This window comes from Rubrivirga sp. SAORIC476 (genome assembly GCF_002283555.1).
Lineage (GTDB): Bacteria > Bacteroidota > Rhodothermia > Rhodothermales > Rubricoccaceae > Rubrivirga.
The window spans coordinates 1680219-1694778 of sequence record NZ_MVOI01000003.1 but is presented as its reverse complement, the minus strand read 5'-3'; the positions used below and the strand labels follow the sequence as shown (position 1 = coordinate 1694778).

The following is a 14560-nucleotide window of genomic DNA, read 5'->3' as shown; positions in this document are numbered from 1 at the left end:
CGACCAGGAAGTCGAGGGGGGACGGGTCAGCGCATGATCGTCACCGGCAGGCTCCGGACGCCATCGGCGCCCTGCACGCGGACGAGGTAGGTCCCCGGCGCGAGGCCGTCGGGCAGGCGCACCTCGACGGTCCCGCTGCCCGGTGTCGTGCCTGCGAAAAGCGCCGCCACGCGTCGGCCGAGCGCATCGATCAGGACCCCGTCGAGCCGCTCGCCGGGTGCGGCCCGCGCGCGGAGCATCGCGCCGCCCGCCGACGGGTTGGGGCGGACCGAGACGTCCAACGGCTTGGCCTCCGGACTGATCTCGGTGGGCACGACGAGGTGGAGTGGGTAGGCCGCCACGAAGGTGTCCGTGCCGCCGTTGGTGCGCCGAAGCTCCTCGCCCGGTCCGGGGTCGAAGTCCACGAACACGCCCGCGGCGAAGGTGGTGAAGACCCCCGCGACCACCACGTCGTCGGTGCCGATGGCGACCGCCGTCGCCCGCTCGTTGCCCGTCCCACTGAGCAGGTCTGCCTGGACGAAGGCCCCCGTCGCCGGCACGTATGCGGCGATGAACGCGTCGTCGAACCCGGCCGCTCCAGCCTCTGCAGTCCCCGGTCCCGCGTCGAAGTCGGCCGTGCCGACGATCTGCCCGGCGGCGTAGAGGTACGGCCCTACGACGGCGACGGCCGCCGCCGATTCGCTGCCGGAGCCCGGGGCGGTCGAGGCGATGGGGTTGGCCCACAGGAAGGCGCCCGTGGGAGCGCGGTACGCCGCGATGAAGGGGTCGAACACGTCGCCCTGGCTCTGGTCGACGGTGTGCTCCTCGACGCCCGCGCCCGGGTCGAAGTCCACCGTCCCGGCCACTCGCCCGCCGACGTAGACGCGCGTGCCGTCGGAGGCGATGGCGTTGCCGTACTGGTTGTTCGGGCCGCCAAGCGCGCCGGCCCACAGGAAGGCGCCGTTGGTGCGACGGTACGCCGCGAGGTAGGCGTCCTGTGGCTGCGAGGTGCTCGCGTCCGTGCTGGTCAGCTCGGCCACCCCCGGGCCTGCGTCGAAGTCGGTCGTCCCCGCGAACTGCCCCGTCGTGTACACGCGGACGCCGTCGACGGCGAGGCCGAGGGGGAACGAGAGGGTCGTGGTCGCGATGGGGGCGATGCCCCACTGGTAGGCGCCGTCGCTGGCGCGATAGGACCCCACGAGGAGCCCGTACCGGAACGCCTGCCCGACGATCGCCTCCCCTGCGGAGGGGTCCAGGTCCACGATGCCTTCGAGGAGGCCGCCCACGAACACGTCCCCGTCGTCGAGGGCGACCGAGCGGAGCACGTCGAGATCCGGACCGCCGAGGGGGAAGGCCCACAGGTAGTCACCGTCGGTGGTGTAGGCGGCCACGAACCCGTCCGTTTCTCCGGACCGCGCGATGGTCGCCGTGCCCGGTCCGGGGTCGGCGTCGAACTCGGCGCTCCGGAACTGGCCGACCACCACGACGCGCTCGCCGTCCGTGGCGACACCGTTGACGGCGTCCACGCTCGTTCCGCTCAGCGGGATCGCCCAGCGGAAGGCGCCGTCGGCGGCGTAGCTGGCGAGGTACCCGTCGGAGGTGTTGCCCGCTGCCGTGAACGTGTCCTCGGCGTCATTCGGGTCTGCCGGGTCGAAGTCGACGGTCCGCTCGAAGGCGCCCGCCACGTAGACGGTGCCGTCCGGCGCGAGGGCGACCGAGGTCGGCACGTCGTCGTCAGAGCCACCGACGGTCGTGACAAAGGTCGGCTGCGCGGATGCGGAGAGGGCGAGCAGGAGCCCGAGAGCGAGAAGGCGAGGAGCAAGCGGCATCCGTGTCGAGAGGAAGAGGTACCCTCACAAGCGGAAGGCCGCGTGTGGCGGGCTCACAGCCCCATAGAAAAAGGGCGGCGCCCTCTCGGACGCCGCCCCAGAAACGGGCGCTGGTCGCTCAGTTGGAGCCCTGAACGGGCTCGCTCATGGCGTGCAGCGTGAGCGTGCTGTTGGTGTTCATCGTGTCGTCCCAGGCGCTGCCGCGCGAGGTGACCTGCTGCATGATGCGCACCATCGCGCCGTTCGCGTCGTACTCGTAGCGGACGCCGTTCAGGTACGGGTTGGCGTCGTCGCCGTACTGGACGGTCTTGGTCTCGCCCGCATCGAGCGACACGTCGACGTTGGTGAGGTGGTCCTTCGGGTCGCTACCCTTGCGGACGTCGAGGATGACCTGGACCGGGTAGCCGGTTTCGTTTCGGAGGGTTTTGCTTCCAGACATAAGAGTGTTCGGGCTGATTTGAGGAGGGGTGTCTGGTGACGAGGCCGCGGTTCCTGTTCACGAGATGGCATCAGGGTAGGAGTTTTGTGGCGATATACAAGGATCCTTGGCGTGATTCGTGAGATTGCACGAGATGGGTGAACGCGAGGGCGGCGCGAGGTGGCGAGCCGGGTCCGCGCGCGCTCCAGGGCGACGATGCCCCCCGTCCGGTGTCTCAGAGGGGCCTGTGCACCGCGCGTAGGTTGCCCTCCACTCGCCGATCGACCGATGCGCGTCCTCTCTCGCTGTGCCCTGCTCGCTGTCCTCGTGCCTGTCGCCGCCGCTCAGGGCTCGGCCACGCTCCGCGCCACACTGGACCTCCGGGAAGCGGTCGCGGCGGGCTGGCTCGACCCCACGACCGAGACCGTCGGCCTCCGGGGGAGCACGGCGCCGCTGTCCTGGAGCGCGACCACGCCCGCGCTCGACCCCGACGGCGACGGCCTCTACACGCTCGCCGTCCCGTTCGAGGTGTCCGGCGACAGCGTCCGCGTCGACCTCAAGATCAAGGTGGACGATGGCGACGGCGACGCGCCCAACGGGGGATGGCAGGAGGGGCCGAACCACGGCGTCACCCTGCGCCCCGGCGTCGGCGCCGACCTCGTGCTCGCCTGGGGCGACCGTCCAGTACTCCCTCCGCCGACGCTCACGGGCCACGTCGAGACCCTCGCGGGCGTCGAGGGCGCCGGGCTGGCGGCGCGCGACGTCCACGTGTACCTGCCGCCGGGCTATGCCGAGGGCGACCGCCGCTACCCGGTGCTCTACCTCCACGACGGCGCGAGCGTGTTCGGCACCGAGGCCGGGGCCGAGTGGGGCATGGACGAGGCCGCGCAGGCGCTCATCGAGGCGGGCGAGATCGAGCCCCTGATCATCGTCGGGGTGGCCAACACGGACCGGCGCATCGACGAGTACACGCCCACCGTCCAGGTGTGGCGCCGTGTCCTGACCCGCGTCGCGCCGCCCACCGGTACAGGCCGCCTCGGGGCGCTCACGGGCACCTTCGTCGACGACGGTGACACGCTGGGAGTCCGGGCCGACGCCGGCGGCTTGATCGTGGACGTGCCGGGCGAGGGCAGTCACCAGCGGCTGGAGGCGCTCGACGACGGACGGTTCTTCCTCCCCCAGGCGGGCATCACGTTCGCGTTCGAGCGCGACGCCTCCGGCGCCGTCCCGCAGATCGTCGCCACGAAGCCGTCGCAGGGCGGCCTGGGAGACACCTACGGCGCGCTCCTCGTCGACACCGTCAAGCCGATGATCGACGCCCGCTACCGGACGATCCCGGACGCGGCCCACACGGGCCTGGGCGGGTCCTCGCTGGGCGGCCTCATCACGATGCACCTCGGCCTCACGCGTCCCGACGTGTTCGGGCGGTTGCTCGTCGCGTCGCCGTCGGTCTGGTGGGACGGCCGGACGCTGCTCGCGACCGTCGCCGCGGCCACGCCGCCGCTCGGCCAGCGCGTCTGGGTCGACATCGGGACCGAGGAGACCGACACGATGGTGCCCGATGCGCGGCGACTGGCGGCGCTGCTCGTCGAGACCGGCTGGGACGAGGCGCTCGTCCGCTACGTCGAGGCCGAGGGGGCCGGGCACGAGACGCGCGCGTGGCAGGCCCGCGCGCCCGACATGCTGCGCTTCCTCTTCCCCCCGGAGGAGTAAACGCGCAGAGGCCTGGAGGGGAGGAAGGCTGTACGCCCTCGTCTCCTCCAGGCCTCGCCACCGTCGGCCCTCCCCCGCCTCGGCGCCGAGGCGGGGGAGATGGCGACGTCCGCTACCGGATCCGAACGGCGTCCGCGATGACGACCGAGCCGGACGTGGTCCAGCGCGAGAGGACCACGCGGTTCCAGCCCGCCGTGAAGGAGTACGTCCCGAGCGTGTTCCACTTGCCGCCGTTCGACTTCATGTTGGCGCTCGTCGAGCCCACCTGGCTGCCCCCGGCGTTGTACATCAGGAAGGGCGCCGTCGAGGAGCGGTTGGTGCCCGCCACCCACCACGCGTCGATGGTCTTGGTGGCGGCCGTCGGGAGGTAGAACCAGAACGTGGCGCCGTCCGAGACGGCGGCCGTCTGCGCCCACCAGTAGCCCGTCTCGTAGTCGGTGCTGTGGCTCGACGAGGACCAGTTGCTCGACTGCGAGATGTAGCCCACGTTGGTGTCGTTGAGCGAGTTGTTGCTGTCCACGATGATGGTGCCCGACGGCGGCGGGGTCGAGCCGCAGGCCGTGTTGATCCGGTTCAGGTAGTCCGTCCACGGCCAGTTGGCGCCCGGGTCGGTCCGGTTGTAGGGCTGGAGCTGCCCGTGGCCCACGAAGTGGTTGATGTCGCGCGGGATGCTCCAGTCGTCGCTGATGTCGCAGCTCAGGTCTGCCGAGGCCTGCAGCAGGCCCGCGCTCCAGGACGACTGCGAGGCGTAGCCCGCGTGCTCGATGCCGATCGTGAAGTGGTTGCTGGAGGCGCCGTTCAGGTTGCAGTCGGTGTTGCCGTTCAGCGAGCAGTTGTAGCTCGCGCCGATGTGCCAGGCGCGGTTCGCCTCGGTGACGAGCTGCGAGATCTCGCTGCCGCTCTCGTTGACGACGTAGTGGGCACTCGTGCCCGCCTGCGAGTTGGTCAGCCAGCCCCAGCATCCGGCGTAGCCGCCCTCACACGTGTGGATGATCACCATGCCCGGCGTGTAGCCCGACGGCCGCGAGTTGTAGTTCGGCGACGCGCGCCAGATGGCCGGGCCGTAGTCCGCGCTCATCGTGCGGGCCTCCGCGAGCCGCGGGACGCCTCGCAACTCGGTGCCCACCGCAGTCGCCTGGATGCGGCCGAGCACCTGGCCGTCGGCCTTCTCGACGACCGTGCCGGACCGGAGGACGCCGTACACGTCGCTGCGGACGTAGGCGGCCTGCGCCGCCGGGGTCTCGATGCCGCTGTAGCGCGCCACGACCGTGCCCCAGGCTTCGAGGTCGGTCCGGTCGATGCCCTCCTCGTCGGCCCAACGGCTCAGCAGCGCTGCCGCCGCTCGGATGTTGGCCGCGGGCTCCGTGCGGACCGCCTCGGCGGAGGCGCCGGCGAGGCGGGCCCCTTCGGTGACGCGCTCGCCGCGGAGCGCCATGATGCCGGACGCGGCGGGCATGCCCTCGAACTCCTCGTGGCCGACCACCATCTCCCAGCGCGTCTCGGTGTAGCCGATGGCCTGGAGGAGGGACGCCGGAACGCCGAACTCGGCGCCCGCGCGGGCGAACAGGGTGTCGAGGGGCGCCGCGTTGGAGACGGGGGGCGGCGTGTCGGAGGGCGAGAACGGGCTGTCGGAACAGCCCGCAGCGACGATCAGCAGGAGGGCCACGGGCAGCCCGAGGCGGAGGGAGCGAAGGGACATGGGGGTGAGGGTGGGTGGGTGGGGGGACGAGGGGGGGCTCACGGGGAAGACGGCACCCAGAGGGGCATCCAGTCTTCGGCGGGCGAAGTCGTGAGGCGGGTCGGGCCGGAGCCGTCCGCGCGCATGACGTAGAGCTCGCCGTCGCCGTCACGGTCGGACACGAAGGCGAGGTAGCGACCGTCGGGCGACCACACGGGCGCGCCGTTGGTGGCGGTCGAGTCGGTGAGCGCGTGGTGCTGTCCGTCGGCGAGGTCGAGGCGCCAGATCTGACCGGCGCCGGTGCGACTGCGCGTGGAGTAGGCGAGGGAGCGGCCGTCGGGCGACCATGCGGGCTCGGCTTCGAGGACCTCGGCCGCGCCCGCGTCCGGGCGGCTGGCGTTGAGGCGCCGACGGCCCACGCCGTCGGCGTCCATCAGGTAGAGCTCGTCGCGCCCGCGCTCGTTGCTGAGCACCACCACATGCTGCCCGTCGGGGGACCAGCGCGCCCGCCATTCGTCGCGGGGCGACGCAGGAAGGCGGGTCTGCGTGGCGCCGTCGGCCTGCATCCGGTAGATCTCGGCCTGCTGGTCGCGGCTGGAGGCGAACAGGATGGCCGCGCCGTCCGGCGAGACCGTCGGCTCGAAGTTGCCCTCCGGGTCGTCGGTCAGCCGCGTCAGGGGGCCGCCCGCGCGGTCGACGCGGTACACGTCGCTGAACGCGTCCAGGTCGGACTCGAACACGATCCACCGGCCGTCGGGGCTCCAGGCCGGGTGCCGGGCGCGCCGCCGAGGCGGGGTGAGCGGACGCGCCGTGCCGTCTTCCAGCAGGACCAGCTGCTCCAGCGCGCCGCCCTCGACCGGGACTGCCCGCCCGACCACCAGCGCGGCGCCGTCGGGGGAGACCGCCAGCGGCACCTCGTCGGCATCCGGTGCGCTCAGGCGGACCGCCTCGCCGCCGAAGTCGAGCCGGTAGACGCCGCGCGTGGCGGCGCGCTCGGAGGCGAAGACGAGCGAGCCGGGCAGGGCCGCCAGTTCGTCTGCGGGGAGGGGGGCGTCGGTGGTCGTGCAGCCACCCAGGGTGGCGAGCAGCAGGGCCGCCCCGGCCACCGTCCGCGCCCGCAGGCGACCCGGTGATGGGCGCCGCGAGGCGGGGGGAAGCAGAAGACCTGAGATCACCTCATCACGAAGAGTTCACGCAAAGGGTAGTCGCAGGAGGCTTGGGGCGCAATCGTTACCCTTCTGAAAAGGATTGCACGGAGCAACTAGGGGATTGGATGTCATCCTTTGTCCTACGCCTCTGGTGTCTCTGGCCCGGCTGGCCGGTCGGGATCGACAGAAAATGCGGCCATGTGCGCTGTTTTGGCCGCTTTTGTGGTCGCAAGGCCGATCGGTGCAGGGTGTGAGTCCAGGCCGATCCTGCTCAGGATCCATGCACTATCGGCCTCCGACTCAGGGGCTACACGCCCTGGGGCAGGACGGGGCACCGGGGTGCGGACCACCGGTTCCGCACGTCACCGCCGACGCTTCGCCGAGGCGGGTGGGAGCATCGCCGAGGTCGGGCGCGCCGCGCCACGGCCGAGCCCTCCCTGAGGCTCTCGGCGCTCGACCTTCGCCCTCGGATGAGGCTACCGGTCCAGTTCCAGCACCATCGGCGTGCGCGCGGGCACCGCCAGCGTCTCGCCGAGGCGAACCGTCGCGCCCGTCAGCACGTCGCGGCCGGACGTGTGATCGAGGATTCGCTCCGCGAACCGGTCGAGGGCCAGCGTCCGCGCCTCCTCGGCCGTGTTGAGGATCACCATGACGGTGTCCTCCTCGTCCCAGCGGAAGAACACGTAGACGTCGTCGCGGGGAATGAACTGGGTCAGGCGGCCGTGGTGGATCACGTCGGCCGTCTGGCGCCACGTCGCCAGGGCGCGTGTGAACCCGAAGGCCGCCTGCTCGACCTCCGTGCGGCCCGCCTCGGTGAACGCGTCGCGCGGGTCGCTCGGCCAGCCGCCGGGCATGTCGAGGCGCTTGTAGCCGTCGCCGCCGGTCTGCGGGCCATTGGGCAGCGCGATCTCAGTGCCGTAGTAGAGCTGCGGGATGCCGCGCGTGGTCAGCTGGAGCGCCAGCCCGAGGCGGAGCGCGTCGAGGTCTTGGCCGAAGGCGCGGGACAGGTCGTGGTTGTCGAAGAACGTCACCATGGCGTTCGGGTCCGGGTAGACGTGGTCCTGCGCCAGCGTCTCGTAGAACCGGAAGAGCTGGCCGGCGGGCGCGTCGCGCATCGCGAAGGCGAGCGGGAAGTCGGTGACGCTGGGCAGGTTCGAGTCGTAGCCGTCGCCCGGCGCCGCGAAGCCGTCCTGCCAGTAGGCCTCGTGGGGGACGTTCGTCACCCAGCTCTCGCCGACGATGTTGAACGTCGGGTACTCGGTCATCACGTGGTCTGCCCAGCGGGCCATGTAGGCCTTGTCCGGGTAGAGGTAGGTGTCCATCCGGATGCCGTCGACGCCGGTGTGCTCGATCCACCAGACGGTGTTCTGCAGCAGGTACTGCGCCAGGAGCGGGTTGCGCTGGTCGAGGTCCGGCATCTCGCGCACGAACCAGCCGTCGACCAACTGGCGGCGGTCGGCGTCGGACGCGTACGGGTCGATGGCCGCCTGGCCGGTGTAGTTGGTCTGCCCGACCGCCTCCCAGTCGTGGACCCAGTCGGGCGTCGGGAGGTCGGCCATCCACCAGTGCTGGTCGCCGATGTGGTTGTGGATCATGTCCATGATCACCGTCATGCCGCGGGCGTGGACGGCGTCGACCAGCCCGATGAACTCGTCCATCGTGCCGAAGCGCGGGTCGGTGGCGTACATGTCGGTCGCCGCGTAGCCGTGGTAGGCGCCGTAGGCCGGCGTCATGTCGTTCTCGAAGATCGGCGTGAACCAGATGGCGGTCATGCCCAGGTCGTCGAGGTAGCCCAGGCGCTGCTGGACGCCGGCGAAGTCGCCGCCGTGGCGGCCGTTCGGGTTCGAGCGGTCGGCGGGTTCCAGGAGCCCCGCGATGGTGTCGTTGGACGGGTCGCCGTTGGCGAAGCGGTCCGGCATCATCAGGTAGATGACGTCCTCGGACGAGAAGCCCTGCGCGTACGTCCCCGGCTCGCGCGTGCGCGGTCTCAGCTCGTAGTCGAGCGTCGTCGTCCCGTCCGGCCCGGCGAGCGTGAAGGCCAGCGTGCCCGCCTCGGCGGCGTCGCCGACGGTGAGGTCGAGGAAGAGGTAGTTGGGGCTGTCGACCGCCGTGACGCGGTCCAGCGTGACGCCTGCGTGAGGCGCCATCGTCACGCGGGCAGTGCCTACGCCCGCGCCGTAGAGCATCACCTGGAGCTCGTCGTGGACCATGCCGGTCCACCAGAACGCGGGCTCGACGCGGTCGACGGTCTGGGCGGTGGCCGCCAGCGGGAGGAGAGCGAGAAGGAGCAGCAGGCGGTGCATCGGCGTCAGGAGGGCGTCAGGGCCAAGTAACGACGCGTCGGGAGCGGGCGGTGCTAGGTTCGGGGCTTCCTCCACGCCGACCCATGCGCACCGTCTCGTCCCTGCTGCTCGTCCTCGCCCTCGCGGCCTGCGAGCCCGCCGACCCTCCGGGCGCTCCCGAGGCTGCCGTCGCGGTCGACACGACGCGCGTCGCCGAGCCCACCAGCAGGGTCGTCGTCGCCTACAAGGGGCGCCTGGAGGACGGGTCCGTGTTCGACGAGAGCGAGCGGGCCACGTTCAACCTGGATCAGGTGATCCAGGGCTTCCAGAGCGGCATCACGGGGATGCACGTCGGCGAGACGAAGTCGCTGTCGGTGCCGCCGGAGGAGGGCTACGGCGCCGACCCGCCGCCCGGCATCCCGCCGAACGCGACCCTGAACTTCCAGGTCACGCTGCTCGACATCGTCGAGTAGCACGCGGCGACGTCCTCCGCCTCGGCACCGAGGTGGGCGGGGTCAGTCCGCGATCAGCTCGTGCTCCAGCGATTCCAGCGACGTGTTCTTCGTCTCTGGCATCACGAACCACACGAACACCAGCTGGAGCACCATCATGCCGCAGAAGACGGCGAACACTGGCCCGCCGCCGAAGCGCCCCGCGATCACCGGGAACACGTTGGCGACGACGGCCGCGAGGATCCAGTGGGTGAAGCTGCCCAGGGCCTGCCCGCCCGCGCGGACCTGGTTCGGGAAGATCTCCGAGATGAACACCCAGATCACGGCCCCCTGCGAGAGCGCGAAGAACGCGATGTAGAGGAACAGCAGCGGCGGCACGACGGCGAACGTCTCGGTCGTGAACGCCCACGCGACCGTCGCCAGCGCCGCGATCAGGCCGACCGAGCCGACCAGCATCAGGCTCCGCCGCCCGAACCGGTCGATCACCACCAGCCCCAGCATCGTAAACACGAGGTTGACCAGGCCGACGCCCGCGCTCGACAGCAGCGCCGCGGCCTCGCCGAGGCCGGTCATCTCGAAGATGCGCGGCGCGTAGTAGATGATCGCGTTGATGCCCGAGAGCTGGTTGAAGAACGCGAACAGCACCGCCAGCATCACCGGCCGCCGGAACTGGGGCGCGAAGAGCCCGGCCTGCTTCCCCGCCGCCTCGCCGATCACGGAGCCCCGGATGTCGGCCACGAGGCCGTCCACCTCGGTCCGGCTCCAGCCGACGCGGTCGAGCATGGCGCGGGCCTCGGCCTCCAGGTCGCGCTTCACGATCAGCCAGCGCGGGCTGCGCGGCACGCGGGCCACGAGGACGGCGAACGCGAGGGCGGGGAGGGCCTCGACGCCCATCATCCAGCGCCAGCCCAGCCCGGCCGTGCCGAGGAGGACGTTCGAGACGTAGGCTACCAGGATGCCCAGCACGATGTTGAACTGGAACAGCGCCACCAGCCGTCCGCGCCGGTCCGGGGGCGCGATCTCGGAGATGTACATCGGCGCCGCCACCGACGACGCGCCCACGCCCAGCCCGCCCAGGAAGCGGAACGCCATGAACGACACCACCTCGGGTGCCAGCGCCGACCCCACCGCCGAGACGAGGTACAGCACGCCGATGCCCACCAGCGTCGCCCGACGCCCCAGCCGGTCCGACGGGATGCCGCCCAGCAGCGCCCCGATCACGGTCCCGTACAGCGCGATGGCGACGGCGAGGCCGTGCAGTGCATCGCTGAGACCCCACAGCGCCTGGATCTCCTGCTCGGCCCCCGAGATGACGGCCGTGTCGAAGCCGAAGAGGAAGCCGCCGAGGGCGACGGTGAGCGACCAGCCGATCAGGCGACGTTGGGAAACCATGCGAGGGGATGGGTCGTGAGTCCGTCGTGGCGCGGCCGCCTCGGTCGAGGTGCCGAGGCGGTCAGGAGCAGCGGTTGGCGGGGCGTGCCGTGAAGGGGCCGGGTGGGCGCGTACGGAGAGTGAGGTCGGCCCGTGCCTACTCCTGCGCGCTGAAGGTGAGCGCGACGCCGTTCGTCCAGCCGAAGCCGTCTTGATTCGGGTACTCGCCGCCGCCCGCGGGTCGGGTGATGTCCACCACGTCGTACTTCTCGGTCATCTTGCCGGTGGCCTGGTAGACGCGGCGGTTCTGGGCGAGCCAGCGGGCGCGCGCCGTGTCGGCGAGGTCGGCGCGGCCGTAGCGGCGGGCGCCCTCGGCGCCGAGCCACTGGAGCGGCGGCCAGCCGTTCGGGGCATCCCACTGCTGGCCCGACGGGATGAGCGTCGTCACGAAGCCGCCGGGCTGGAGGAAGTCGCGTTCCAGCATCCTCGCCGTCCTCGTGCCCTCTTCGGCGCTGGCAACCTCGAAGTAGAGAGGTGCAGCCATCGCCATCGTCGGGCGGTCGGTGACGCGCTCGCCGGTGCGCCAGCGAACGTCGAAGAAGGCGCCCATCTCGTCGTCGAAGGCGACCCGGCGGAGCGCCTCGCTCCGGGTCGCGGCCCTCGCAGCCCAGCGGGCGGCCTCGGCGGCGTCGCCGTTCAGCGCGTGGAGGCGGCCGATCGTCCGCTCGGCGTGGACGAGCAGGCTGTTGAGGTCGACCGGCACCAGGTCGACGGTCTCCAGCGTCCGCAGGTCGCTCGGGTCACGCATCCAACGGCTGGAGAAGTCCCAGCCGCTCTCGGCGGCGGCGCGAAGGTTGCGGTAGAGCGCGGCGCGCTGGCCCACCGGGAGCGTCTGCGCCAGCTCGACGTCCTCGCGGTAGGACTCGGGCCGCGGCGCGGGCACGTCGTCCCAGTAGCGGTTCAGGACCGTGCCGTCGGCCAGCATCACCACGCGGCGGTGGGCGGTGCCGGGCGCGAGGGCGTCGGCGCCCTCCATCCAAAAGGCGTGCTCGGCCTCCAGCGCGTCGAGGTAGTGGAGCGCCTGCGTCGAGTCGGTGGCGGTCGCGTAGAGGCCGACCATCGCCGCGAAGTAGGGCGGCTGGCTGCGGCCGAGGTAGTACGTCCGGTTGCCGTTCGGCACGTGGCCGACGGTCTCGATGAGGTGCGCGAAGTTGTCGAGCACGCTGCGCATCAGGGCCGTCTCGCCGCTCTCGGCCAGGCCGAGGAAGGTGAAGTACGAGTCCCAGTAATAGACCTCTCGGAAGCGCCCGCCGGGGACGACGTACGAGTTGGGCAATGGAATCAGCGACGTGATGCGCGCCGGGTCGTCCGGGGGCCGGGTGAGGACGGGCCAGAGCGCGCGGATGTGCTGCTCCATCGTCTGCGACCGGTCGGCCTGGTACCCCTCGCCGACGGCACCGGGGGCCTCGAAGTGATCCGCTACGAAGGCCGCGAGGTCGAAGCCGGGCGCGTCCTTCGCCTCGGCGTAGGCGACCACGATGTCGGCCGGGGGCACCAGGGGCCGGGCGTCGGCAAACGTTTTGGAGTCCTCGAACACGCGCGCCAGCTGGACGGCCTGGAAGAGCGGCCCCAGGTCCCGCTCGGGGAGATAGAGCCCATCCGCGGAGACCGACGGCGACGTCGCGGCCGGGCGGAGGGCGGTCGGCTGGCAGCCGACGAGCACCAGGGCGAGGGCGAGCGAGGCGTACGGGAGGCGCCCCGCGTACGGGATCCGGGACATGGGCAGCGGAGAGGGTCCTCGAACCTACACCCGACGAAAGCGCTTGCCCCACAGGGCTTCCGCGCCTGCCTCGGGCACGGCGCCGGCCCGGTCGGCCGGGATGCCGAGGCGGGGCTACTCACGGCCGGTAAACTCGGCCCACGGGTCGCGGTCCAGGACCCACACGTAGAACAGTGTCCCCAGCGCGCCGTGCGCGACGCCGAGCGGCCAGACGTTCCCATCCCGCAGGTAGAGGCCCGCGAAGGCCCCGCCGAGGGTGGTCGTGGCCGCGGTCAGCGGCAGGTTCGGCAGGTGCACCGACCCGAAGGTGGCGGCCGAGAGCGGGACGACGGCGACCGCGGGGAGCCCCGCGGCGTCGAGGTGTCGCGTCACGAAGCCCTGCACGAGGAGTTGCTGCGTGAGCCCCCACGCGGGGTAGAGGACCAGCAGCGGGACGAGCGAGGGCTCGACACGGAGCGAGCCGTTGACGGCCCCGTAGGCGCCCATCGCGACGACGGCGCCCGCCGAGAGGAGCGCCGTGTCCCGAGCCGACCGGCCGAGGGCCTCGCCGGTCAGCCCGAGGTCGGCCAGAAACCGGGGCTCGGTCGCGGCCCTCGCCCCCAGGTAGCCGCCCCAGCCCACGATCACGACGGGCACGTACCAGTTCGATACGCCCGCCTGCGACGCCGCGAGGTGCCCCACGCCCGTCAGCGCGACGGCGGTCATCTCGGCGACGGCGCGCGCGTCCAGCCCGGCGCGGACCGGACCGCCTCGGTCGAGCGGGATCGCGAGGCGGACCGTCTGGGCGTGAGCCGCGGGGACGAGGAACAGGACGACCCACACAAGGCGCATGCCGCAGGCTATCCGCCGCCGGGCGCCCCGGCCTGATGCAGATGGACCAGCGGTCGGGTAGGTTGCTGCCATGTCGAAGATCCCGCTCGCGGGGCCCCGCCTCGGCCTCCTCGTCGCCTTGCTCATGGCCTCCGCCTCCGCCCAGCCCGCCGAGGCGCCGTTCGTCGTCGTGCTCGGGATCGGGCAGGACGGCGGCGTGCCGCAGACCGGCGACCTCGACGCGCCGGGCTGGTCCGACCCCGCGTACCGGCGGCTCGTCGTCAGCCTGGGGCTGGTGGACCCCGCCAGCGGCGGGCGCTGGCTGTTCGAGGCCACACCCGACCTGCCCGAGCAGCTGGTCCGCCTGGACGCCGTCGCGCCCCGCACCGAGGGGCCTGCGGTCGACGGCGTCTTCCTCACGCACGCCCACATCGGCCACTACACCGGGCTGATGTTCCTCGGCCACGAGTCGCTCGGCGCGCGCGGCGTCCCCGTCCACGCGATGCCGCGCATGGCCGCGTTTCTGCGGACGAACGGCCCGTGGAGCCAGCTCGTCCGCTACGAGAACGTCGCGATTCGGGAGCTGGCCGACGGCGTCCCCGTGCCGCTGGCCGGCGGGCTGTCTGTGACGCCGCTCCTCGTGCCGCACCGACAGGAGTTCTCCGAGGTCGTCGGCTACCGCATCGACGGGCCTGACCGGTCGGCGCTCTTCATCCCCGACATCGACAGCTGGCACGAGTGGGACGACGCCGGGACGCGCCTCGAAGACGTGCTCGCGACGGTCGACGTGGCCTACCTCGACGCGACGTTCTTCGCCGACGGCGAGATCCCCGGTCGCGACATGTCGGGCTTCCCACACCCGTTCATCACGACGACGATGGACCGGCTGGCGGACCTCCCGGCGCGGGAGCGGGCGAAGGTGCGGTTCATCCACCTCAACCACACCAACCCGGCGCTGTGGCCCGGGGCGGCCCGCGAGGCCGTCGAGGCAGCGGGGATGCGGGTGGCGGAGGAGGGCGAGATGGTGCGGCTCTAACCCGTCGTGCCGTTCGGTGCGGGGCGGAGCGCAAGTGCGGCGCAGAGCGCCTCCAGGGGGCGGC

Annotated in this window: 11 protein-coding genes; 3 read left to right on the top strand and 8 right to left on the bottom strand. The window is 71.9% G+C overall.

All coding sequences use genetic code 11. The annotated features are described in order from the left end of the window. Positions 1-26: 26 nt before the first annotated feature. The gene (locus tag B1759_RS08915; protein WP_095514660.1) at positions 27-1808 is read right to left on the bottom strand and encodes a hypothetical protein; all 1782 of its coding nucleotides are present in this window, start codon (positions 1806-1808) and stop codon (positions 27-29) included. Between the two features lie 118 nt (positions 1809-1926). Beyond that, positions 1927-2247, bottom strand: coding sequence for a hypothetical protein (locus tag B1759_RS08910; protein ID WP_095514659.1), 321 nt, complete (start codon positions 2245-2247; stop codon positions 1927-1929). 267 nt (positions 2248-2514) lie between these two features. Between B1759_RS08910 and B1759_RS19250 the strand changes: the two genes are divergently transcribed. Then, positions 2515-3939, top strand: a complete 1425-nt coding sequence (locus B1759_RS19250) for an alpha/beta hydrolase (RefSeq protein WP_143537320.1) — start codon at positions 2515-2517, stop codon at positions 3937-3939. Between the two features lie 112 nt (positions 3940-4051). Here B1759_RS19250 and B1759_RS08900 read toward each other — a convergent pair whose 3' ends face one another. The 3 genes from B1759_RS08900 to B1759_RS08890 form a co-directional block, all read right to left on the bottom strand. Then, positions 4052-5638, bottom strand: coding sequence for an N-acetylmuramoyl-L-alanine amidase (locus tag B1759_RS08900; RefSeq protein ID WP_095514658.1), 1587 nt, complete (start codon positions 5636-5638; stop codon positions 4052-4054). Between the two features lie 38 nt (positions 5639-5676). After that, positions 5677-6792: a PD40 domain-containing protein gene (locus B1759_RS08895; protein ID WP_095514657.1), complete on the bottom strand. Its 1116-nt coding sequence runs from the start codon at positions 6790-6792 to the stop codon at positions 5677-5679. 449 nt (positions 6793-7241) lie between these two features. Continuing rightward, positions 7242-9068 carry a glycoside hydrolase family 13 protein gene (locus tag B1759_RS08890; protein ID WP_095514656.1) on the bottom strand — a complete coding sequence of 609 codons (1827 nt, stop codon included), beginning with the start codon at positions 9066-9068 and terminating at the stop codon, positions 7242-7244. 83 nt (positions 9069-9151) lie between these two features. Between B1759_RS08890 and B1759_RS08885 the strand changes: the two genes are divergently transcribed. Next, complete coding sequence (locus tag B1759_RS08885; RefSeq protein WP_095514655.1) at positions 9152-9520, top strand: FKBP-type peptidyl-prolyl cis-trans isomerase; 369 nt, start codon at positions 9152-9154, stop codon at positions 9518-9520. Positions 9521-9562: 42 nt separating this feature from the next. On the opposite strand, the gene B1759_RS08880 is transcribed toward B1759_RS08885, so the two are convergent. From B1759_RS08880 to B1759_RS08870, 3 genes are all read right to left on the bottom strand, one after another. After that, on the bottom strand, positions 9563-10891 hold the full coding sequence (locus B1759_RS08880) for a sugar porter family MFS transporter (protein ID WP_233134392.1): 1329 nt from the start codon (positions 10889-10891) through the stop codon (positions 9563-9565). Positions 10892-11027: 136 nt separating this feature from the next. Next, positions 11028-12650: an alpha,alpha-trehalase TreF gene (gene treF / locus B1759_RS08875; protein WP_095514653.1), complete on the bottom strand. Its 1623-nt coding sequence runs from the start codon at positions 12648-12650 to the stop codon at positions 11028-11030. Positions 12651-12764: 114 nt separating this feature from the next. Then, positions 12765-13481 (bottom strand): CPBP family intramembrane glutamic endopeptidase, encoded by a 717-nt coding sequence (locus B1759_RS08870; protein ID WP_158225186.1) that lies wholly within the window; start codon positions 13479-13481, stop codon positions 12765-12767. A gap of 70 nt (positions 13482-13551) precedes the next feature. On the opposite strand from B1759_RS08870, the gene B1759_RS08865 reads away from it, so the two are divergent. Continuing rightward, positions 13552-14496 carry an MBL fold metallo-hydrolase gene (locus B1759_RS08865; RefSeq protein WP_095514651.1) on the top strand — a complete coding sequence of 315 codons (945 nt, stop codon included), beginning with the start codon at positions 13552-13554 and terminating at the stop codon, positions 14494-14496. Positions 14497-14560 lie beyond the last annotated feature (64 nt).